Genomic DNA, 22107 nt, shown 5'->3' with positions numbered 1-22107 from the left:
ATCAAGGCTAGTTTTTCGGCTTCAGCCCGTCGATGAACAGTTGCTCGAGAAACCTTGCGGCATCCTCGAAGCGGCCGTCGCCGCCGCGGTCGGGGCCGAGCACGGCGCGGACCTGGACGTCGAAATCGGCATAATGCTGCGTCGTCGCCCAGATCGAGAAGATCAGGTGCCAGGGGTCGGTGCGGGCAATCTTGCCGGCGCGCATCCAGCCCTTGATGACGTTGGCTTTCTCGTCGACCAGCGTCTTCAACTCACCTTCCAGCATCGGCATGATGCGCGGCGCGCCCTGCAGGATCTCATTAGCGAATAGCCGGCTCTCGCGCGGGAAATCGCGCGCCATTTCGAGCTTGCGCCTGATGTAGTTGCGCAGTTCGGTCAGCGGATCGCCAATGTCGTCGAGTTCGCGCAGCGGCGCCAGCCAGGTGTCGAGAAGCCGTTGCATCAGCGTCTCGTGGATGTCCTCCTTGCGGCGGAAATAATAGAGCAGGTTCGGCTTCGACATGCCGGCGGCTTCGGCGATCTGGTCGATGGTCGAACCGCGAAAACCGTTGGTGGAGAAGACTTCGAGCGCCGCCTCCAGAATGAGCTCGCGCTTTTCCAGCTGGATGCGGGTGCGGCGTGGAGCGGAGCTTTCGACCACCCCCGTCACCTCGAACAACCTTCGCTGTGAGGAGCGTCTGGACCAATTCTCTGGACCAGTTTTTCCCCGCCCTGTGGAGCGCACTTCGAAAGCCGCATTTCCGCTAGTAATCCCTTGACCGCTGATAAGGCGGTGCTAACGTTTGTCCAACCGGTCAAAAATTTGCGTAGCACGAAAACGCAGCAAAGACCAAGTGTTGGAAAGACCAAGCGTTAGCCGCACCGAAACAGGTTACAAGGGGAAGTCTTGGTCATGTCCAACCGGCTGAAAGTCACGCCGAACGATCTCAGCGCATTCTGGATGCCGTTCACGGCAAACCGGCAGTTCAAGCAGGCGCCGCGCATGATGGTGTCGGCCAAGGACATGCATTACACGACCAGCGACGGGCGCAAGGTTCTCGACGGCACCGCCGGCCTGTGGTGCGTCAATGCCGGCCACTGCCGCCCGAAGATCACCGAGGCGATCCAGAGCCAAGCGGCAGAGCTCGACTATGCGCCGGCCTTCCAGATGGGCCACCCGATCGTGTTCGAGCTGGCCAATCGCCTGGTCGACATCGCCCCGAAGGGCATGGACCATGTGTTCTTCACCAATTCCGGCTCGGAATCAGTCGAGACGGCGCTGAAGATGGCGATCGCCTATCACCGCGTAAAAGGCGAGGGCTCGCGCACCCGGCTGATCGGCCGCGAGCGCGGCTATCACGGCGTCAATTTCGGCGGCATCTCGGTCGGCGGCATCGTCACCAACCGCAAGATGTTTGGCACGCTGCTCGGCGGCGTAGATCACATGCCACACACGCATTTGCCGGAAAGGAACTCCTTCACGAAAGGCGTGCCCGAGCATGGCGCGGAACTGGCCAACGAGCTGGAACGCATCGTCGCCTTGCACGACGCGTCGACCATCGCCGCAGTCATCGTCGAACCGGTTGCCGGTTCCACCGGCGTCATCCTGCCGCCGAAGGGCTATCTGCAGAAGCTGCGCGAGATCTGCACCAAGCACGGCATCTTGCTGATCTTCGACGAGGTCATCACCGGTTTTGGCCGCCTCGGCACGCCGTTTGCCGCCGACTATTTCGGTGTCACCCCGGATATCATGACGACGGCCAAGGGCGTCTCCAATGGCGTCATCCCGATGGGCGCGGTGTTCGTCAAGAAGGAAATCCACGACGCCTTCATGACCGGGCCCGAGCATATGATTGAGTTCTTCCACGGCTACACCTATTCGGGCAATCCGATCGCCTGCGCGGCGGCGCTGGGCACACTCGACACCTACAAGGAAGAGGGGCTGCTGACGCGCGGCGAGGAACTGGCGCCGTACTGGGAGGACGCGCTGCACTCGCTGAAGGGCGAACCGAACGTCATCGACATCCGCAACATCGGCCTGATCGGCGCGATCGAGCTGGCGCCGATCGCAGGCCAGCCGACGAAGCGCGCCTTCTCGGCTTTCGTCAAGGCGTTCGAGCGCGGTGCGCTGATCCGCACCACCGGCGACATCATCGCTCTGTCGCCACCGCTCATCATTACCAAGGGCCAGATCAACGAATTGATCGACCATGTGCGCGAAGTGCTGAGGGCGGTGGACTAGATGCTCCCCAACATGTAGGGCGACGACGGGAACCGTCGTCCTAATGTGAGTAAATGAGAGGAACTTGAATGGCCGCCCCCGGCGAGAATCTGCGAATCAATTCAGACCGTTTGTGGGATTCGATAATGGAGATGGCGAAGATCGGCCCCGGCATTGCCGGCGGCAATAATCGCCAGACCGTTACCGACGAGGATGGCGAAGGGCGGCATCTGTTCAAGCGCTGGTGCGATGAGGCGGGGCTCGAAATGGGCGTCGACGAGATGGGCACGATGTTTGCCCGTCGCGAAGGCACCGACCCCAGCCTGCAGCCGGTGTATGTCGGCAGCCATCTCGATACGCAGCCGACCGGCGGCAAGTATGACGGCGTGCTCGGCGTGCTCGGCGGCCTGGAGGTTGTGCGCTCGCTCGACGATCTCGGCATCAAGACCAAGCACCCGATCGTCGTCACCAACTGGACCAACGAGGAAGGCGCGCGCTTTGCGCCGGCGATGATGGCGTCCGGGGTATTCGCCGGCGTGCTCGATCAGGCCGAAATCTATTCGCATGTCGACAAGGACGGCAAGAAATTCGGCGAGGAGCTCGAACGGATCGGCTGGAAGGGCACCGAGAAAGTCGGTGAGCGCAAGATCCACGCCTTCTTCGAATTGCATATCGAGCAGGGCCCGATCCTCGAGGACGAGGGCATCGACATTGGCGTCGTCACCCATGGCCAGGGACTGAAATGGCTGCAGGTGACGCTGACCGGCAGGGAGGCGCATACCGGCTCGACGCCGATGCCGAAGCGGCGCAATGCCGGGCTCGGCATGGCGCGGGTGATCGAGTTGGTGCACGAGATCGCCATGGACTACCAGCCGGACGCCGTTGGCGCGGTCGGCCATATGGAGGTCTATCCGAACTCGCGCAACATCATCGCCGGTCGCACCGTCTTCACCATCGACATCCGCTCACCGGAAAAGGAAGTGCTGGACGCCATGGACGGCCGCATCCGGGAAGGCATCGACACGATCTGCGAGGCGCTCGACATTAAATATCAAATCGAGCAGGTCGGCCATTTCGATCCGGTCACTTTCGACGCGGGCTGCGTCAAGGCGGTGCGGGATGCGGCGGAGCGCCTGGGATATACGCATCGCAACATCGTCTCCGGCGCCGGCCACGACGCCTGCTGGATCAACCGCGTCGCACCGACGGCGATGGTGATGTGTCCCTGCGTCGACGGGCTCAGCCACAACGAGGCCGAGGAGATCACCAAGGAATGGGCAACGGCCGGCGCCGATGTGCTGTTCCACGCGGTGGTCGATACGGCAGTGATTGTCGAATGAAGCCGCGTCGCAATCTTGACGAAGATCGGACGCTTAACGTGCTTCTGGGCTGGAAGGCAGATCAGCCTCCATTTCAAACCTCTCTCGTCGAACAATGCAGCATCGCGTTGGCAACGCCGCTGCGGAACCTTACGGGGGAGCAAATAAGGCTGCTGGTCAGCCAAGGATTCGGGCTGGAATATGTGGTCCCCAAAGCGATATCCATACTGACTGAAAACCCGTTGATCGCAGTGACGTTCCACGATGGCGATCTACTTATGAACTGCCTCAAGATTTCTCCGGAGTTCTGGATGGAAAACCAGGATCTTTGGATTGAGCTTGACGGGATCCTGCGATCGTTTGACCAAACCATGTCAGACATCGGCAAGCATCGGCCACAATTCGATTCCGCCTGGGAAATTTTGAGCGGTCAGGACGCGGGAATCGCAAGATCGAAGAAAGCTTAAGCTTGCCAACGCGGACATATAGGGGAACAAGAAAATGTCCAAAGTCATCAAGAATGGCACCATTGTCACCGCCGACCGGACGTGGAAAGCCGATGTGCTGTTCAGGCACGGCAAGATCGTCGGCATCGGGCCGGATCTGCATGGCGACCATGAGTTCGACGCCAGCGGCTGCTATGTCATGCCGGGCGGCATCGACCCGCATACCCACCTCGAAATGCCGTTCATGGGCACCTATTCGGCCGATGATTTCGAGAGCGGCACCCGCGCCGCGCTCGCCGGCGGCACGACGATGGTCGTCGATTTCTGCCTGCCGGCGCCGCAGCAGTCGCTGCTCGAGGCCTTGCAGATGTGGGACAACAAGACTTCGAAGGCTTCCTGCGATTATTCCTTCCACATGGCGATCACCTGGTGGGGCAAGCAGGTGTTCGACGAGATGGCCACCGTCGTTGACAGGGGCATCACCTCGTTCAAGCATTTCATGGCCTACAAGGGTGCGCTGATGGTCGATGACGACGAGCTGTATTCGTCGTTCCAGCGCTGTGCCGATCTTGGCGCGCTGCCGCTGGTCCATGCCGAGAATGGCGACGTGGTGGCGGCACTGTCGCAGAAGCTGCTGGCGGCGGGCAATAGTGGTCCGGAGGGACACGCCTATTCGCGCCCGCCGGAAGTCGAAGGCGAGGCGACCAATCGTGCCATCATGATCGCCGACATGGCCGGCGTGCCGCTCTATGTCGTGCATGTCTCCTGCGAGCAGGCCCACGAGGCCATCCGCCGGGCGCGCCAGAAAGGCATGCGGGTATTCGGCGAGCCGCTGGTCCAGCACCTGACGCTGGACGAGAGCGAATATTTCAACAAGGACTGGGACCATGCGGCGCGGCGCGTTATGAGCCCGCCCTTCCGCAACAAATGGCATCAGGATTCGCTGTGGGCCGGCCTGCAGGCTGGGTCACTGCAAGTGGTGGCGACCGACCATTGTGCCTTCACCACCAAGCAGAAGCGCAACGGCGTCGGCGACTTCACCAAGATCCCGAATGGCACGGGCGGGCTCGAGGATCGTTTGCCGGTGCTGTGGACGACCGGCGTCAACACCGGCCGGCTGACGATGAACGAGTTCGTCGCGGTGACCTCGACCAACATCGCCAAGATCCTCAACATGTACCCGAAGAAGGGCGCCATCGTCGAAGGCGCGGACGCCGACATCCTTGTCTGGGACCCGAAGCGCAAGAAGAAAATCACGGCCAAGAAGCAGCAGTCGGTCATCGACTACAACGTCTTCGAAGGTTTCGAGGTGACCGGCCTGCCACGCTACGTCTTCTCGCGCGGCGAACTGTCGATCGAGGAAAACGAGGTTAAGGCAAAGCCCGGCCATGGCGAGTTCGTCGCTCGCGAGCCGAACGCGGCGGTCAACCGGGCACTGTCGACCTGGAAGGAAATTTCCGCGCCGCGCAAGGTGGAGCGTACAGGCATCCCGGCGACGGGCGTTTGAGCTTGGCGAGCCACGGAGCGATCATCTCAATGGCCGCGGTGATCCTTGCCTCCGGGCCGGCGGCGGACGTCCTTGCCGGCTCCTTTGGCAATGAGGTCGGTTGCGCTGGTGTACGGCTCGGTTATCAGGACCGCGACGATTATGTCGTGCTGACCGCCGAGGGCGTCGAAACCTATGGCAGCGGCTGCGAGTTCGCACAGCCATTGACGACGACGCCTGGCACCCAGTTGTTGAGCTCCACCTGTTTCGCCGAGGGCGAGGAGGGGACGACCACAGATGTCGTCAAGGTCATCAACAAAGGAGGGGACGGTTTCTTCGTGACCATTCCCGGCCTTGAGGAGATAGGGCCGCTGAAATCATGTTCGTGACGGTGCCGATGACGGCCGCCGCCTCGACCCAGTCCTCAGGCGACCAACCCGTCCAGTTCCGGCAGCAGGACGACGCTTTCCTGTTCGTTGGGATCGGTGCGGGCAATAACCGCCGAGGCGGGGCTGTCGCTCAGATTGGCCGGCAGATGCGGCACACCGGGGGGAATATAGAAAAGATCGCCGGCCTTGACCACGATATGCTGTTCGAGCCGGTCGCCATACCAGGTATGGACTTCGCCGGAGAGCACATAGATCGCGGTTTCATGGTTTTCGTGCATATGCGCCTTGGCGCGGGCGCCCGGAGGCATGGTCAGCAGATGCATGCAGATACCGGAGGAGCCGACTGTTTCGGCGGCGATACCGGCGAAATAGCTCAGGCCCTGCTTGCCTTCATAAGAGCTTTCAGGGCGGATAAGATGGCACGTCGGTTTGGGCGACATCGGGGCAACTCCGGGCGTCTATCTGATGGGACAAGGGCACGTAGAACTGGGGCGCGTAGAACTGGCGCGAGTAGGACTGGGCGAGTGGAAAGCAACATCGGGGTAAAATCAATCGGATTCCGGCCGGTGGCGCAGTGGCCGGAAGCGACAGGCTACGGCCGATGACGGGAGCATCGCCAGCCGTTGTTTCGGCAAGCAAGCTTGGCCTGACCTTCCAGACCAATGACGGTCCGGTGCAGGCGCTGTCGAATGTCGACCTGACCATCGGCAAGGGCGAATTCGTGTCCTTCATCGGGCCCTCCGGCTGCGGCAAGACGACCTTGCTGCGCGTCATCGCCGATCTGGAGAAGCCGACATCGGGAGCCATTTCCGTCAACGGCATGACGCCCGAGCAGGCGCGCCAGCGCCGCGCCTATGGCTATGTCTTCCAGGCGGCCGCACTTTATCCGTGGCGCACGATCGAGCGCAATGTGGCGCTGCCGCTGGAGATCATGGGCCTGTCCAGGGCGGAGCAGGCGGCGCGCATCAAGCGAACCCTCGACCTCGTCAACCTCAGCGGCTTCGAGAAGAAATACCCCTGGCAGCTTTCGGGCGGCATGCAGCAGCGCGCCTCGATCGCACGGGCGCTCGCCTTCGATGCCGACCTTTTGTTGATGGACGAACCGTTCGGCGCGCTGGACGAGATCGTGCGCGACCACCTCAACGAACAACTGCTGGAGCTTTGGGAGCGGACCAACAAGACCATCTGCTTCGTCACCCATTCGATCCCCGAGGCGGTCTATCTGTCGACGCGCATCATCGTCATGTCGCCGCGCCCGGGGCGTGTCAGCGATGTCATAGAATCGACGCTGCCGAAGAAGCGGCCGCTCGATATCCGCGAGACGCCGGAGTTCCTGGCCATCGCGGCACGGGTGCGCGACGGGCTGAGGGCAGGGCACAGCTATGATGATTGAGCGGGATGAGGGTCCTCCTCTCCCCGACGGGGAGAGGGTGGCCGGAGCGAAGCGGAGGTCGGGTGAGGGGGCGGCGCCGACAGATCCAACTAAAAGAAATGTTGGGGCAACCGCTCGTGCCCGAAAGCTCCGGTTTGACGAGACCGAGGCTGAGTACCGGCTTTGGGGGGAACTGAGAGGACGTCATCTCAACGGCTACAAATTTGTGAGGCAGGTGCCGCTTGGCCTTTTCATCGCGGACTTCGTTTGTCGCGAGAAGGGTCTGATTGTTGAAGTCGACGGCAGTCAGCATGCGGATTCTCCAACCGATACGGCGAGAACTGCTTGGCTGAATGGCTATGGCTATTCCGTTCTTCGGTTCTGGAACCATGAAGTTCTGGCCGAACGTCGAGCGGTCCTTGATACGATATTGGCTTGCCTCGACGGAAAGATTTCTACCCCCTCACCCGGCCTCCGCTTCGCTCCGGCCACCCTCTCCCCGTTGGGGAGAGGAGGGCGCCAAGCGCCCGAGGATCGCTAGATGGACTCGTTTCGCGACAAGATCGTTCCCGTGACCTCGATCCTCCTGGGCGTGGTCGTCGTCTGGTACGTCATGGCCGTTGTCCTCAACGCGCCGTTCCAGCGCGATCTCGACCGCCGCGCCAATTTGACACCGGGCATTGTGGAATTCATCGGCAAGACGCTGGCACAACCGAAGCCGACGCTACCGGCGCCACACCAGGTGGCGGTGAATTTTTTCGAAAACACCTTTTTGCGCAGCATCACCTCGAACCGCAGCCTTGTCTACAATGCCTGGGTGACGCTGTCGTCGACGCTGCTCGGCTTTGCCTTCGGCACGGCGCTCGGCATCGTCATCGCCGTCGGCATCGTGCATGTGACGACGCTCGACCGCAGCATGATGCCGTGGATCATCGCCTCGCAGACCATTCCGATCCTGGCGGTGGCGCCGATGATCATTGTCGTGCTGGCGGCGGTCGGCATCACCGGGCTGATCCCGAAAGCGCTGATCTCGACCTATCTGTCGTTCTTCCCGGTGGCGGTTGGCATGGTGAAGGGGCTTCGCTCGCCCGAGCTCACCCATCTCGACCTGATGCATACCTATAATGCCAGTCCCTCGCAGACCTTCTGGAAATTGCGGGTGCCGGCCTCGGTGCCGTTCCTGTTCACCTCGATGAAGGTGGCTGTGGCCGCCAGCCTGGTCGGCGCCATTGTCGGCGAGCTGCCGACCGGCGCCGTCGCCGGCATCGGCGCCAAATTGCTCGCCGGCGCCTACTACAGCCAGACGATCGACATCTGGTCGGCGCTGGTCGCCGGCTCGGTGGTGGCGGCCTTGCTGGTTATGCTGGTCGGCATTGCTGGGCGCCTTGTCGACCGCGCCATGGGCGGGAGGCCGGCATGAGCTCGCTCCTGAGCCTTTCCTCAATCACCCCCCGATCCTGGCAAGGATATGCCGCGCTTATCCTTCTTGTCGGCGCGCTGCTTCTTTGGCCGCTCGTCAGTGCTACGCCCGGTTACGGCATGGCGACTACGGTTTTGATTTTCATTTTGCTGCTCATGGCAATCGAGGCCGACAACTTTCCACCGATGATCGGGGTGGTGTTGCTGTTCCTTGGCGCGCACGGCGCGGCGTGGATGTTGCTCGCCGGCATAACCGGCAATGAGGGCAGCGCTCGTGGCTCCTTCTATCTGCTGCTCGTCGCGGCGTGGTTTTTGGCCTGGCGCTGCGTAACGGTCTTGTCGTCGGTTCGCCCGACGTCGCGCTGGGCGTCAACCGCCTTGCGCCTGATCATTCCAGCCATCTTCGGCGCTTGGATCCTGATCATCTGGGAGGCGGTGACGCGTGGCGCCGGCATTCCCTTCATCCTGTTGCCGCCGCCAAGCGCCATCGGTGCACGCATCGTCGGCTCGCTGCCGGTGCTGGGGGCCGATGTCAGGCAGACCATCTTCAAGGCGGTGATCTTCGGCTATGTCGTGGGCAGCAGCGCCGGCTTCCTCGTTGCCATCGCCGCCGACCGTGTGCCGTTCCTGCGGCGCGGGCTTTTGCCGATCGGCAATATGGTGTCGGCGCTGCCGATCATCGGCGTCGCGCCGATCATGGTCATGTGGTTCGGCTTCGACTGGCAATCCAAGGCAGCCGTGGTCATAATCATGACCTTCTTCCCGATGCTGGTGAACACCGTCGCCGGGCTTACCGCCTCCGGCCATATGGAGCGCGACCTGATGCGCACCTATGCCTCGAGCTACTGGCAGACGCTGTTCAAGCTGCGGCTGCCGGCGGCGGCACCGTTCATCTTCAATGCGTTGAAGATCAATTCGACGCTGGCGCTGATCGGCGCCATCGTCGCCGAGTTCTTCGGCACGCCGGTGGTCGGCATGGGATTCCGCATTTCGACGGAAGTCGGGCGGATGAACATCGACATGGTGTGGGCCGAAATCGCAGTTGCAGCACTTGCGGGTTCGGTCTTTTATGGCGTGGTCGCTCTTTTCGAGAGAGCAATCACGTTTTGGCATCCCTCTGTCCGTGGTGGATAGGGGCGGTGGGTTTAGGGCGCTAACTTCAGAGGGTAAAAACATGAAAAGACTTGTTGTTTCGATGCTGGCCGGCGCGATGTCGCTTGCCGCGTTCCAGGCGGTGGCCGCGGACAAGGTGACGCTGCAGCTGAAATGGGTCACCCAGGCACAGTTCGCCGGCTATTATGTCGCCAAGGCCAAGGGCTTCTATGACGCCGAAGGCCTCGACGTCGACATCAAGCCCGGCGGCCCGGACATCGCACCCGAGCAGGTCATTGCCGGCGGCGGTGCCGACGTCATCGTCGACTGGATGGGCGGCGCGCTGGCTGCACGCGAAAAGGGCGTGCCGCTGGTCAACATCGCCCAGCCGTTCAAGAAGGCCGGCATGGAGCTGGTCTGCCCGAAGGACGGCCCGATCAAGACGGAAGCCGACTTCAAGGGCCATACGCTCGGCGTCTGGTTCTTCGGCAATGAGTATCCTTTCTATGCCTGGATGAACAAGCTTGGCCTCAAGACCGATGGCGGGCCGGACGGCGTCACTGTGCTCAAGCAGAGCTTTGACGTGCAGCCGCTGATCCAGAAGCAGGCGGATTGTATCTCGGTGATGACCTATAACGAATACTGGCAGCTCATCGACGCCGGCTACAAGCCGGAAGAGCTGACCGTCTTCAACTATTCCGCCATGGGCAACGATCTGCTCGAAGACGGGCTCTATGCGTTGGAGGACAAGCTCAAGGATCCGGCCTTCGAGGACAAGATGGTGCGTTTTGTGCGCGCTTCGATGAAGGGTTGGAAATACGCTGTCGACAATTCCGACGAGGCGGCCGGCATCGTCATGGACAATGGCGGCCAGGACGAGAACCACCAGAAGCGGATGATGGGCGAAGTCGCCAAGCTGATCGACAATGCCGACGGCAAGCTCGATCCGGCGACCTACGAGCGCACCGCCAAGGCGCTGCTCGACCAGAAGATCATCACCAAGGAGCCGACCGGCGCCTACACGACCGCGATCACCGACAAGGCGATCAAATAGAGCTATCAAGCAGGCTCTGTTGGAAGACGAAAAGGGGCGGGCGACCGCCCCTTTTTAGTGGGATGTAAAATGAACGTTACCCGCGGAAACATCCGCTCGCAAAATCGTTGTGCCGATGCATCCAACTCAAGGATGCCACAACGGAGGTTTCCATGCGCATCCAGTCCTTCACGCCGATGCTTTCGGCGCTGGCCATTTCTGCCGCCATCTTCTCGGTGTCACCGGCTCTGGCCGAAACCGTAAAGATGACCGCGACGCTCGATGGTGCTCAGCAGAGCCCGCCCGTCACCACGAAGGGCAAGGGTACCGCCACGCTCAGATTCAACACCGCCACCAAGAAACTCAGCTGGACGGTGAGATATTCCGGCCTCAGCGGGCCGGCGAAGGCCGGACACATTCACGGCCCGGCGGCGGAGGGTCAAAACGCCGATCCAGTGGTGCCGTTCGAAGGCAAGCTGAAGAGCCCGATCAAGGGTTCGGCGACATTGACCGATGCCCAGGCGACCGATCTTGAGGCGGGCAAATATTACGTCAACATCCACACCGCGGCCCACGCCGACGGCGAGATCCGCGGCCAGATCGAAAAGGTCAAATAGGCAGATCAAGACGACAAAACAGGGCAACCACCCTGTTTGTCAGGCCTTGTCGCGAATCTGGGTCATCGTGCGGGTCGGCGTGATGGCTTCGGGGTCGAGCCTGATCTCGACGATCGACGGCTTGCCGCTAGCACGCGCGCGCTCGAAGGCCGCCGCGAAGTCGGCGGTCTTTTCCACCGTCTCGCCATGGCCGCCATAGGCACGGGCCAAAGCAGCAAAGTCGGGGTTTTTCAGATCGGTGGCGACGACACGGCCGGGATATTCGCGCTCCTGATGCATGCGGATGGTGCCATAAATGCCGTTGTTGACTACGATGACGATGATCGGCAATCCGTATTGTACGGCGGTGGCGAATTCCTGCCCGTTCATCAGGAAACAGCCGTCGCCGGCGAAGGCGATCACGTCGCGGTCGGGGAAAAGCTGTTTGGCGGCGACCGCCGCCGGCGTGCCGTAGCCCATCGAGCCGGATGTGGGTGCTGCCTGCGTGCCGAAACGCCGGAAGCGATGGTAGCGATGCACCCAGGTGGCGTAGTTGCCGGCGCCATTGGTGAGGATGGCGTCGTCCGGCAGCATCGTTTCGAGATAATTCATGATCGGCCCCATCTGCACGGCGCCGGGGCCGCTCTCCGGAGGCGTCGACCAGTCGAGATAGGCGGTGTGCAGCTTCGCTGCCTCCGCCGCCCACACCGGCGTTGCGGCCGGCTTGCGTTTGGCAAAGGCTTCGACGAAAGCGGCAGGCGAGGTATTGATCGCCAGCGCCGGCCGGTAGACGCGGCCGAGCTCGCCGGCGTCGGCATGGATATGGACAAGCGTCTGGTCGGGGTAGGGGCTCTTCAGCAGCGTGTAGTCGGATGACGGCATCTCGCCCATGCGGCCGCCGATCAGCAGCACAAGGTCGGCCTGCTTGATGGCGGTTGCCACTTTGGGATTGATGCCGATGCCGACATCGCCGGCATAGTTCGCGTGGAGATGGTCGAACAGCATCTGGCGGCGGAAGGAGCAGCCGACCGGCAGCGACCAGGCTTCGGCTATCGTCCGCATCCGTGCAACGGCCTGCGCATCCCAGCGCGTACCGCCAAGGATGACGAACGGCCGCTTTGCCTTGTTGAGCAGCTCGTCCAGCGCGTCGAGCTCGGCTTCGCCAGGCCGCGTCTCGACAGGGGTGTAATGCCGGGCTTCCGGTGCCTCGGCAAGGCTGGTCAGCATGTCCTCGGGCAGCGAGATGACGACCGGGCCCGGGCGGCCGGACGTCGCCACTGCAAATGCCCGTGTGACGAATTCGGGGATGCGCGCGGCGTCGTCGATCTCGACCACCCATTTGGCGATATCGCCGAAAAACCTGACATAGTCGACCTCCTGGAAGGCCTCGCGCCCCTTGGCGTGGCTGGCGACCTGGCCGATGAACAGGATGAGGGGGACCGAATCCTGCATGGCGATGTGGATGCCGGCCGAGGCATTGGTGGCGCCTGGGCCGCGGGTGACGAAGCAGATGCCGGGCCTGCCGGTCAGGCGGCCATGGCAGTCGGCCATCATTGCGGCACCGCCCTCCTGGCGGCAGACGATGGTGCGGATTGGCGAATCATGCAGCGCGTCGAGCACCGCCAGATAGGATTCGCCGGGCACGCAATAGATACGGTCCGTTCCGTTGGCTTCGAGCGCATCGACGATGAGTTGTCCGCCGGTCTTCATTTTCCTGACCTCTCCAGTTCGGCAAGGATTTCTTCGGTGTGTTCGCCGAGGCGCGGCGAGGGCCGTTCATAGACCAGCGGCGTGCCGGACATGACCATCGGCGCCCGCACCGAGGGCAAGAGATTGCCATGGCCGTCGTCGAGGTCGAGCCGCATGCCGCGCGCGATTGTCTGCGGGTCGGCAAACATCTGGCCAATATTGTTGATTGGACTGGCCGGCACGCCGGCTGTCTCGAGCCTGGCCAGCAGCGGGTCGCGATCGAAGACCTTCAGCGCCTCGACCATGTGCTCGCGCAGCTTTGCCCGGTTGGCGACGCGGGCGGGATTGGTGGCGAAGTCAGGGTTCGACGCCAGCTCCTCGAGGTCGACGGCAGCGCAAAACTTTGCGAACTGGCCGTCATTGCCGACCGCCAGGATGATGTGGCCATTTTTCACCGGCACCACCTCGTAGGGCGCGATGTTCATATGCGCATTGCCCATCTGCACCGGCGACTGTCCGGAGACAAGATAGTTGAGGTTCTGGTTGCCGAGCGTCGAGATCTGGGTGTCGTAGAGCGCCATGTCGATGTGCTGGCCTTCGCCGGTCTTCTCGGCATGGCGAAGCGCCGCCTGGATGGCGATGACCGAATAAAGCCCGGTGAAAACATCTGAAATAGCGACGCCGGCCTTTTGCGGTTCGCGGCCGGCCTCGCCGGTGATCGACATCATGCCGGCCATGCCCTGGATGATGAAATCATAACCGGCGCGCAGCGCATACGGTCCCGACTGGCCAAAACCGGTGATCGAGCAATAGATCAGCCGTGGGTTGATTTCCCTCAGGCTGTCATGGTCGAGGCCGTATTTCTTAAGCCCGCCGACCTTGAAGTTTTCGATCAGCACATCCGATGTCGCGACCAGCCGGCGCACCGTCTCGGCGCCCTCGGGCGTCGAGAAATCGATGGCGATGGAGCGCTTGCCGCGGTTGCAGGAATGGTAATAAGCGGCCGAAAGGTTCTCGCCGTCATGGCCGATGACGAAGGGCGGTCCCCATTTGCGGGTGTCGTCGCCGCCGTCCGGGCTCTCGACCTTGATCACGTCGGCGCCGAGGTCGGCAAGCAACTGCCCGGCCCATGGCCCGGCAAGGATGCGTGCGAGTTCGATGACGCGGATGCCTTTGAGCGGAGGCTCAGTCATGGATCACCTGGTTGATCGAAAGCGCAGCCTCTATCAACCCCGCGCGCCGCTGTCACGGCCCTTGCGATGGGCCAACCGTTACGGCACCCTCAGCACGCGGTCGGCCCAGGCGGCAAAATCCTCCATTATGATGTCTCGGTTGATCTCGTTCAGGCTTTCGTGGCGGGTTTCGGCGTAAACCTTTGAAACGAGATTCGAAAAACCCATCATGTGCATCCGGACGGCAAGATGGCTGACCGCCTTGCCGCCGTCCGAGGCCGGATCCTGCTCGCCTCCGACCAGATTGACGAACAGGTCGCGCCGCACGCCGGAAAAATTGCGGTCGCGGCCGCAATGCAGCGTCATCTTGACGATGTCCTGCCACATCGACACCGATGCGTCCCAGCCGCAGAGCGGGTCGGCGATGTATTTCTCGACTTCGGCGGCATCGCGCGACAGCCAGTCGAAGGGCGTCCGGCGATCGGGCACTGCCTTGCCCCAAGCCCGGAACGTCAGCCGGGGCAGCATGCGCGACGGCACGTCTGAGCCAAGCCGGAACTTTTCCGAGGCAAGCATGCCCAGCGCGATTTGGCCGAGCAGTCCGGCAGAGAAATTGCCGTTCCAGATCGCGGCGGCATGGATGCGCGCCGAGTTGCGGAGGACAAAGTTCAGCGCGACCGACGCGCCCAAGGAGTGACCGAAGGCGATGACCGGCAGGCCGGGCTGTTCCCTGGCGATCAGATCATGGACGGCAGCGACATCGGCGATGACCTTGGCACTTCCATCCGCATCGGCGAACCTGCCAGGTGGCGCGTCGGGCGCCTTGGTGACGCCGTGGCCACGGTGGTCGTGCGCGTAGACCTGGTAGCCGCGCGCGCCGAGGAAATCGGCGAAGCGGGCATAGCGCGCCGCGTGCTCGGCCAACCCGTGATTGATCTGGACAATGGCGCGCGGCTGGCCTGTGGCGTGTTTCACATAAAGGTTGAGCTCGGCGCCGGTCGGCGATGCCAGCATCCTCTGCTTGTCAAATGGCATGTCTCGCTCCCGTCGGCGACTGTTGGGCGACGCAGCGATCGACGTCAAGAGACGTAGGGTACCCATTCGACGCTAGTTGACAGTATGCTGTCAATATGATTACATGACAGCATACTGTCAATTGGCCAGCAGATTGGGGGTATGACTATGAAAACCACCGGGGCCATTTCGCGGCGTGCAATCTTGCTGGCGGGCTTCGCCTTCACGACGGCCACCCTGTTGCCAGGGATTGCTGCGTTCAGTCAGGAAACCAGGGAGATGACCCATGATGACGTCCACCGTTCCAGGCCCGCAAGGCCAGCTTGCCACTTATAGGATCAACGCCGGCAATGGCCTGCCGATCCTGTTCCTGCATGGAGATTGCAGCCGCGCTTCCCACTGGGACCGGGTGATGCAGCTCTCCGTCGAAGGCCGCGAGGCGGTAGCCTTCGATTTTCGCGGCCATGGCGCCTCCGCGCCGGCGCAGGACGGTGACTATGGCTATGACGGCCGTGCAATGGATGTCGGTGCCGTGGCCGACGCGTTTGGCCTGAAGCGGTTTCTCATTGTCGCGCACAGCGGCGGCGGTGGTGTGGCGCTCGCTTATGCCGCCAGCCATGCCGACCGGGTCGCAGGTGTCTTGCTCGTCGACCCGGCGACCAATCCTCGTGCGCTGCCGCAGGCGATTCGCGACGGCTTTGTCCGCGATCTGGCCGGTCCGCAAGGCCGCGATGTCCTGAACGCCTATTACACGTCGATTGCCGGCCCTAACGCGGCTGTTCGCCAGCGTGTTCTGGCCGATGTGGCAGTGGTCGATCCGGCGGCGAGGGCAGGTGTCGGCAAGGCACTGGCCGAATGGAACCCGGAGCCGGCACTCAATGCGTATCGCGGGCCTATGTTCGTATTGGCTACCGAGGCCAGTGACACTCCAGCCGCGCTCTACCGGCTGCGCACGGACATTCCGCGCCAGATCGTGGCGGGCAGCGGCCATTGGGTGATGCTTGACAAGCCCGAGGTCGTAGCCGAAGCCGTTAATAATTTCGTCGCGACCATCGAGGCCGGCCAGAAATGACGACCAGGACCGAAGCGGCAAATGTGTTCACGGAACTCGTGCTTGCCGTGTTCAGGATGAACGGCAGTTTTCTGGATGCGGCCGACCGGCTGGCCGCTCCAACCGGGCTGACGGCAGCGCGCTGGCAGGTTTTGGGTGCGGTTTTGAAGGAGCCGAAATCCGTGGCCGACGTCGCCCGCGACATGGGTCTCGCCCGTCAGAGCGTACAGCGGCTGGCCGACATACTGGCTGCGGAGGGGCTTGCCGCCTATGCCGACAACCCAGCGCATCGCCGCGCCAAGCTGTTGTCGATAACCGATGCCGGCCGGGCAGCGGTCAAGAATATCGGCACACGCCAGCATGTTTGGGCGAACCGCGTTTCGGAGGGTATGGACGCCGACGCGCTAAAAGCCTCGCTTGATCTGCTGCGCACCTTGACAGAACGGGTGGAGGCGGGCGGAGCCTGATCGACCACACGGGAACCGTCTCAATGCGCTGGCGATTGTTTTTACGGCCGACGAAAGAAATCGTAATTCTGACATGTCGCAAGTTTCTAGCTTGCGGCGTGAATCACGAGGAGTGCCGGAATGCGGATTTGGGCGATATGGGGGGCGGTGTTTCTTGCGTTTGCTGGCGCAAGCGCGGCGCGGGCCGATGTGAAGATGACCGGCTCTTTCGTCGCCGATGCCGCCTGTCCGGCAACGCAGGCGATCAAGAGCGGCAAGAATCCCGGCAACGTCTCGACCGCGGCTGGCCAGAGTTACGATCTGCTGGCCGGCAACAAGGACGCGCCCACGCACTATCTCATCCGCGTTCCGGGCGCTGATCCGGAGCGCCGCTGGGTTAAGATCACCTGCGGTCACGTTTCGGGCGGCAGCGCGTCGACGATACCGGCTGCACCGGCGCCTGCCGAGCCGAACAAGCCATCGGCGTCCGGAAAGCCGGAATATGTCTTCGCGCTGAGCTGGCAGCCGGCTTTCTGTGAGACCAAATCCAGCAAGACCGAATGCCGGGCGCAGACCGCCGCCGGTTTCGACGCGACCCACTTCACCTTGCATGGGCTGTGGCCGCAACCGAATGGAAATTTCTATTGCCAGGTCGCGGCAAGCGACAAGGCGAACGACGATCCGGCACATTGGCGGGATTTGCCGCCGGTCACGCTGGACCCGAATACGCGATCGGAACTCGACCAGGTGATGCCGGGCACCGCATCCGCCCTCGAAAGGCATGAATGGATCAAGCACGGCACCTGCTACGGCAAGAGCCAGCAGGAGTATTTCTCCGACGCTTTGAACCTGATGCAAGCGGTGAACGCGTCGCCGGTGCGCGATCTCTTCACCAGGAACGTCGGCAAGCAGCTGACGTCCGATCAGATCCGCAGCACCTTCGACAGCGCCTTCGGCAAAGGCGCGGGCGAGCGGGTCCGCGTATCCTGCGTGGTCGATCCTTCGAGCGGCAGGGGGCTGATCGACGAGCTGACGCTCGGCCTGGCCGGCCCGATCGCTTCGAACTCTTCGCTCGGTGCGCTGCTGCTTGCCTCGGCACCGACAGCCAAGGTGGGTTGTCCGAAGGGTACCGTCGACGCCGTCGGGTTCCAGTAAACAGGCCGAACGCGACTGTCGCCTTGCGCCGGGGGTGGTATGGTCTTGAAGGCACACATTCGTAGGGGGTGGCGATGAGTGGCATGACGGACGGGGCGCTGGCGCGGCTGGCGTTCTGGGCCAGGGGCATGACGGCGATCCGAGACGGCCATATGGAATGGCCGGGCTTTTCCTACACCGAAGTGGAGTGGGCGCGCATGACCACGCTGGCCAAACCGATCGGCGGCGGCACCTACCAATTGTTCACGCTGGTCAACGCGGCGATCTTCATCGCCATCGCTTCGCTCGGTATCTTCTGTGTCTTCCTGCCGCTGGCGACGCTGCTGTTCCCGGTACCGGCCGAAACCAGTGCGCTCAAGTTTTCGCTGCTCCTGGTTGGCATGCGCCTTGCTGATCATCGGCATCGGCTTGCCGATTTCGCTGCGTCTCTCGACCGCGCTGGTCGCGCCGAAGGCAATGCGGGCCGCGCTTGTCGCCGTGCCCGGCGACCAGATGCTTGCGGCAAAAGTGTCATGGCAGATCAACCGGATCACGCTCGTGCTTTGCGGCCTGCTGGTGCCGGGCATTCTTCTGTTCATCGCCTACGACATCGATGCCGGCCCGGTCATCGCGGCAATGAAATGGCTGGCGATCGGGTTGATGGCGGTTTCGGTTGCGATCGGCGCATGGCAGCGGCGCAAACAATCCTGATTGCGCCAATCCGAGACCAGAGTGAGCGTTACGCGCCGGCGCTGCGCTCCGGCCTGGTCCATGTGTTGCGCCCGTCTGCTTCGTTGCCACCCGGTTCGCCGACAACACGATCGCGTCCGGTCGATTTGGCCTTGTAGAGACGCTGGTCGGCCAGCGCAAAGAGATCGGCAAGGCAACGGGTCGTCTCGCTGACCGTCGAGATGCCGGCGCTGACGGTGATGTCGAACCGGCTGGTGCTCGCAGACGTCTTGACCGCTTGCCTGACGGTTTCGCCCAGCAGTCTGGCGAGCGGCTGTGGACGCCAGCAGAGGATGGCGAATTCCTCACCGCCGATCCTGAACAATTGATCGTCGGTCCCGACAAGTTCGCCAAGCAAAATCGCCAGGGCTTTCAGCACCTTGTCGCCCTCGGCGTGGCCGAAGCGGTCATTGATCGATTTGAAGTGGTCGACATCGATGATCAGCAGGCTGAGCGGCTTGGCGGTCCGTAGGCTGGTTGCCACGGAGGCCTCGCCATCGCTGTCGAAGCGACCCCTGTGCAGTAGGCCGGTGAGGCCGTCGCGACCGACGTGCTCGACCAGGGCCTCATAGCGCTCGCGATAGGTCAGCGTGTCGAAAATGTCGGAAAGCCCGCGCGGCGCCGGCACCTGCCGCGCCTCGAACCATCTGATGTAGGCGACCAGCATGGTGCTGTAGACCAAGGAAGCTGCCATCTTGGCGAACCAGCCGCCGAAAAACACCGCGACCGGCGCACCGGTGACGAAATGCAGCGCCGTGAAAAAGCCTGCCTGGTCGAAGGTGAGCACGCACGCGACGGAGACCAGGATGCGGGTGAAAAGCGCCTTGCGCAGATATTTGCCGAGCTTTTCATAGAGCAGGATGATCAGGATGGCGTCGACGAACAGCAGCGAAGTGCCCCACACCATCAGCCAGCCCATCTCGTCGATGAAGCCGATGTCGGGAAGCTTGCCGTCGGGCAGCGGTGCGATGTCGTGCAAGCGCAGGATCAGCACGAGCCCGATCATCAGGGCATTGCCGAGCAGCAGGCCGTAGATGGGCTGGCGGACGGTTGCCGCGTCCTCTTTGATGTAGAGCAGGAGAAGCATGACCAGCTTGCCGGAAAACAGCACAGCCGAACCCGGCGACACCATGCCGAACGGCAGCGCGACGTAGAAGACGCTGGCGAGGTAGGTTTCCAGGAAATGCATAACGCCAAGCGTGCAGACAAAGACGCCGAGGCCGATGCGGCCCCTGAACCGGAAAAGCGTGACCATGATGCCGAAATAGAGAACCGCTTCGGCAAAAAGCAGGAAACTGTTCAGCACGGCCCGATCTCTCTCCCCGAAATCGCGGCTGCCAGCGATTTCCCATCCAACACTGTTTTGACGCGGAATGGTTAACCCGAGCTTTCGCCCGGGCGCCGGCACGAAATGAAGCGGCTAAGCGATTACGATGCGACCAAATCCGCCTGGGGCCAAAACTGTTTGCCGTTCGGGGCCGCATCGCTTACATAGCCCCCAACTTCCATTCAATCCGACATCAGTCGACTTTTCAGGGAAAGCGCGCGTGGCACGCCAGTTCATCTATCACATGGCCGGCCTCAACAAGGCCTACGGCACCAAGAAGGTGCTCGAGAACATCCATCTGTCCTTCTACCCGGACGCCAAGATTGGCATCCTCGGTCCCAACGGCGCCGGCAAGTCGACGATTCTCAAGATCATGGCCGGCATCGACAAGGAGTGGAGCGGCGAGGCCTGGCTGGCCGAGGGTGCTACCGTCGGTTACCTGGCGCAGGAGCCGGCGCTCGATCCGAACAAGAATGTGTTCGAAAACGTCATGGAAGGCGTTGCCGCCAAGACCGCGATCATCGAGCGCTACAACGAATTGATGATGAACTATTCCGACGAGACGGCGGACGAGTCGGCCAAGCTGCAAGACGAGATGGACCGGCTCAATCTGTGGGATCTCGAGCAGCAGGTCGAGATGGCGATGGAGGCACTCGGCTGCCCGCCCAAGGAGGCCGATGTCACCAAGCTGTCGGGCGGCGAACGCCGTCGCGTCGCGCTCTGCCAGCTCTTGCTGCGCCAGCCCGACCTTCTGCTGCTCGACGAGCCGACCAACCATCTCGACGCCGAGACGACGGCGTGGCTGGAAAAGCATCTGCGCGCCTATCCGGGCGCGGTGATGATCATCACCCACGACCGCTACTTCCTCGACAATGTCACCGGCTGGATCCTCGAGCTCGATCGCGGCCGCGGTATCCCGTACGAAGGCAACTACACCAAATATCTCGAAGCCAAGGCCAAGCGGCTCAAGCAGGAAGGCCGCGAGGACGATGCGCGCCAGCGGGCGATCGGCCGCGAGCGCGAGTGGATCCAGTCCAGCCCGAAAGCCCGGCAGACCAAGTCGAAGGCCCGTATCCAGGCGTTCCAGGATCTGCTGGATGCGGCCGACAAGCGGCGTCCGAGCGATACGCAGATCGTCATTCCGCATGGCGAGCGGCTCGGCAATGTGGTGATCGAGGTCGAGGACCTGTCGAAGGGCTTTGGCGACACGCTTTTGATTGACGATCTCGAATTCAAGCTGCCGCCCGGCGGCATCGTCGGCGTCATCGGCCCGAACGGCGCGGGCAAGACGACGCTTTTCCGCATGATCACCGGCCAGGAAAAGCCCGATGCCGGCACCATCCGCGTCGGCGAGACGGTCAAGCTCGGTTATGTCGACCAGAGCCGCGACGCACTCGACCCGACCAAGACGGTCTGGGAAGAGATCTCGGGTGGCGCCGAAGTGGTCAAGCTCGGCAAGTTCGAAGCCAACACCCGCGCCTATTGCGCGTCGTTCAATTTCCGCGGCGGCGATCAGCAGCAGAAGGTCGGCAACCTGTCCGGCGGCCAGCGCAACCGCGTGCATCTGGCCAAGATGCTGAAGACCGGCGGCAATGTGCTGCTGCTCGACGAACCGACCAACGATCTCGATACCGAAACACTTGCGGCACTTGAAGACGCGCTCGAGAGCTTCGCCGGCTGCGCCGTCATCATCTCGCACGATCGCATGTTCCTCGATCGCCTGGCGACGCACATCCTCGCCTTCGAAGGTGACAGCCATGTCGAATGGTTCGAAGGCAATTTCGAGGATTACGAGCAGGACAAGATCCGCCGGCTTGGGCCCGATGCGGTCAATCCGCACAGGATGACGTATAAGCGGCTGACGAGGTAGAGTCTCGATCCGTTGCGGGCGATCGTCGTTTGGCCTAAATTGATCGGATGGAGTTGCCCATGATCACGGTCAAATTACCGCAAAAAGCCGAGAAGCTGCTGGCCGATATTGCCAAGGCCAGCGGCCGTACGATCGATCAGGTCGCAGTTGAAGCGATCCTCGAAACCATTGAGGATTGGCAGGATGCCAGGATTGCGGAGGAACGCCTGAGGGATGACGACGGCGTACGCATTCCGTTGGAAGAGGTGATCCGGAAGCTTGAACTTCGCGAAGTCGAGGAGCGGCACAAGAAACCTGCCGCTGAATGAGTTGGTAGGTCGAGT

General features: G+C 62.3%; 24 protein-coding genes. 17 read left to right on the top strand and 7 right to left on the bottom strand.

The annotated features are described in order from the left end of the window. Positions 1-7: 7 nt before the first annotated feature. Positions 8-640, bottom strand: coding sequence for a TetR family transcriptional regulator C-terminal domain-containing protein (locus tag X760_RS62870; protein ID WP_023720856.1), 633 nt, complete (start codon positions 638-640; stop codon positions 8-10). A 252-nt stretch (positions 641-892) separates the two neighbouring features. Between X760_RS62870 and X760_RS62865 the strand changes: the two genes are divergently transcribed. From X760_RS62865 to X760_RS62845, 5 genes are all read left to right on the top strand, one after another. Continuing rightward, positions 893-2221, top strand: coding sequence for an aspartate aminotransferase family protein (locus X760_RS62865; protein ID WP_023720855.1), 1329 nt, complete (start codon positions 893-895; stop codon positions 2219-2221). Between the two features lie 68 nt (positions 2222-2289). Next, positions 2290-3540: a Zn-dependent hydrolase gene (locus X760_RS62860; protein WP_023720854.1), complete on the top strand. Its 1251-nt coding sequence runs from the start codon at positions 2290-2292 to the stop codon at positions 3538-3540. After that, positions 3537-3986 carry a contact-dependent growth inhibition system immunity protein gene (locus tag X760_RS73795; RefSeq protein ID WP_023720853.1) on the top strand — a complete coding sequence of 150 codons (450 nt, stop codon included), beginning with the start codon at positions 3537-3539 and terminating at the stop codon, positions 3984-3986. The genes X760_RS62860 and X760_RS73795 overlap by 4 nt, the downstream gene beginning before the upstream one ends. A 34-nt stretch (positions 3987-4020) precedes the next feature. Continuing rightward, the gene (hydA, locus tag X760_RS62850; protein WP_023720852.1) at positions 4021-5472 is read left to right on the top strand and encodes a dihydropyrimidinase; all 1452 of its coding nucleotides are present in this window, start codon (positions 4021-4023) and stop codon (positions 5470-5472) included. Positions 5473-5501: 29 nt separating this feature from the next. Beyond that, positions 5502-5840, top strand: a complete 339-nt coding sequence (locus X760_RS62845; RefSeq protein ID WP_031194515.1) for a hypothetical protein — start codon at positions 5502-5504, stop codon at positions 5838-5840. 35 nt (positions 5841-5875) lie between these two features. On the opposite strand, the gene X760_RS62840 is transcribed toward X760_RS62845, so the two are convergent. Beyond that, positions 5876-6280, bottom strand: a complete 405-nt coding sequence (locus X760_RS62840; RefSeq protein ID WP_023720850.1) for a cupin domain-containing protein — start codon at positions 6278-6280, stop codon at positions 5876-5878. A gap of 161 nt (positions 6281-6441) precedes the next feature. Here X760_RS62840 and X760_RS62835 point away from each other — a divergent pair, with 161 nt between their 5' ends. The 6 genes from X760_RS62835 (at position 6442) to X760_RS62810 (ending at position 11373) form a co-directional block, all read left to right on the top strand. Next, positions 6442-7233 carry an ABC transporter ATP-binding protein gene (locus X760_RS62835; protein WP_023720849.1) on the top strand — a complete coding sequence of 264 codons (792 nt, stop codon included), beginning with the start codon at positions 6442-6444 and terminating at the stop codon, positions 7231-7233. A gap of 37 nt (positions 7234-7270) precedes the next feature. After that, a complete protein-coding gene (locus tag X760_RS62830) occupies positions 7271-7753 on the top strand; it encodes a DUF559 domain-containing protein (protein WP_051409720.1) in 483 nt (160 codons plus the stop codon). Beyond that, positions 7754-8632, top strand: a complete 879-nt coding sequence (locus tag X760_RS62825) for an ABC transporter permease (RefSeq protein WP_023720847.1) — start codon at positions 7754-7756, stop codon at positions 8630-8632. Next, positions 8629-9765, top strand: a complete 1137-nt coding sequence (locus X760_RS62820; protein ID WP_031194513.1) for an ABC transporter permease — start codon at positions 8629-8631, stop codon at positions 9763-9765. Before X760_RS62825 ends, X760_RS62820 begins: the two co-directional genes overlap by 4 nt. Before the next feature lie 40 nt (positions 9766-9805). Further along, the gene (locus tag X760_RS62815) at positions 9806-10777 is read left to right on the top strand and encodes an ABC transporter substrate-binding protein (protein ID WP_023720845.1); all 972 of its coding nucleotides are present in this window, start codon (positions 9806-9808) and stop codon (positions 10775-10777) included. A gap of 152 nt (positions 10778-10929) precedes the next feature. Beyond that, positions 10930-11373: a CHRD domain-containing protein gene (locus tag X760_RS62810; RefSeq protein WP_023720844.1), complete on the top strand. Its 444-nt coding sequence runs from the start codon at positions 10930-10932 to the stop codon at positions 11371-11373. Between the two features lie 39 nt (positions 11374-11412). Here X760_RS62810 and X760_RS62805 read toward each other — a convergent pair whose 3' ends face one another. The 3 genes from X760_RS62805 to X760_RS62795 all read right to left on the bottom strand — a co-directional run bounded on the left by X760_RS62805 (position 11413) and on the right by X760_RS62795 (position 15248). Beyond that, positions 11413-13062: a thiamine pyrophosphate-binding protein gene (locus X760_RS62805; RefSeq protein WP_023720843.1), complete on the bottom strand. Its 1650-nt coding sequence runs from the start codon at positions 13060-13062 to the stop codon at positions 11413-11415. Beyond that, positions 13059-14234 carry a CaiB/BaiF CoA-transferase family protein gene (locus X760_RS62800; protein ID WP_023720842.1) on the bottom strand — a complete coding sequence of 392 codons (1176 nt, stop codon included), beginning with the start codon at positions 14232-14234 and terminating at the stop codon, positions 13059-13061. Before X760_RS62800 ends, X760_RS62805 begins: the two co-directional genes overlap by 4 nt. 78 nt (positions 14235-14312) lie before the next feature. Further along, positions 14313-15248, bottom strand: coding sequence for an alpha/beta hydrolase (locus X760_RS62795; RefSeq protein WP_023720841.1), 936 nt, complete (start codon positions 15246-15248; stop codon positions 14313-14315). 265 nt (positions 15249-15513) lie between these two features. On the opposite strand from X760_RS62795, the gene X760_RS62790 reads away from it, so the two are divergent. The 3 genes from X760_RS62790 (at position 15514) to X760_RS62780 (ending at position 17879) form a co-directional block, all read left to right on the top strand. Then, a complete protein-coding gene (locus X760_RS62790; protein WP_023720840.1) occupies positions 15514-16299 on the top strand; it encodes an alpha/beta hydrolase in 786 nt (261 codons plus the stop codon). Then, entirely contained in the window at positions 16296-16745 is a 450-nt protein-coding gene (locus tag X760_RS62785; RefSeq protein ID WP_023720839.1) for a MarR family transcriptional regulator, read from the top strand. Before X760_RS62790 ends, X760_RS62785 begins: the two co-directional genes overlap by 4 nt. A 120-nt stretch (positions 16746-16865) precedes the next feature. Further along, entirely contained in the window at positions 16866-17879 is a 1014-nt protein-coding gene (locus tag X760_RS62780; protein WP_023720838.1) for a ribonuclease, read from the top strand. A gap of 232 nt (positions 17880-18111) precedes the next feature. On the opposite strand, the gene X760_RS78905 is transcribed toward X760_RS62780, so the two are convergent. Beyond that, positions 18112-18237 (bottom strand): hypothetical protein, encoded by a 126-nt coding sequence (locus X760_RS78905; RefSeq protein WP_280940427.1) that lies wholly within the window; start codon positions 18235-18237, stop codon positions 18112-18114. A gap of 29 nt (positions 18238-18266) precedes the next feature. Between X760_RS78905 and X760_RS62775 the strand changes: the two genes are divergently transcribed. After that, the gene (locus X760_RS62775) at positions 18267-18569 is read left to right on the top strand and encodes a hypothetical protein (RefSeq protein ID WP_156948159.1); all 303 of its coding nucleotides are present in this window, start codon (positions 18267-18269) and stop codon (positions 18567-18569) included. Positions 18570-18597: 28 nt separating this feature from the next. On the opposite strand, the gene X760_RS62770 is transcribed toward X760_RS62775, so the two are convergent. Next, complete coding sequence (locus tag X760_RS62770; RefSeq protein ID WP_023720835.1) at positions 18598-19893, bottom strand: GGDEF domain-containing protein; 1296 nt, start codon at positions 19891-19893, stop codon at positions 18598-18600. A gap of 241 nt (positions 19894-20134) precedes the next feature. Between X760_RS62770 and ettA the strand changes: the two genes are divergently transcribed. Together ettA and X760_RS0138805 are read left to right on the top strand one after the other, a co-directional pair. Next, positions 20135-21784, top strand: coding sequence for an energy-dependent translational throttle protein EttA (gene ettA / locus X760_RS62765; protein ID WP_023720834.1), 1650 nt, complete (start codon positions 20135-20137; stop codon positions 21782-21784). A gap of 59 nt (positions 21785-21843) precedes the next feature. Continuing rightward, positions 21844-22092 (top strand): DUF6290 family protein, encoded by a 249-nt coding sequence (locus X760_RS0138805; protein WP_023720833.1) that lies wholly within the window; start codon positions 21844-21846, stop codon positions 22090-22092. Positions 22093-22107: the final 15 nt, after the last annotated feature.

It is taken from the genome of Mesorhizobium sp. LSHC420B00, assembly GCF_000503055.1.
In the GTDB taxonomy this organism is placed as follows: Bacteria; Pseudomonadota; Alphaproteobacteria; order Rhizobiales; family Rhizobiaceae; genus Mesorhizobium.
Note: the sequence above shows the minus strand (reverse complement) of the source record. Positions and strands in the feature narration are given on the sequence as shown.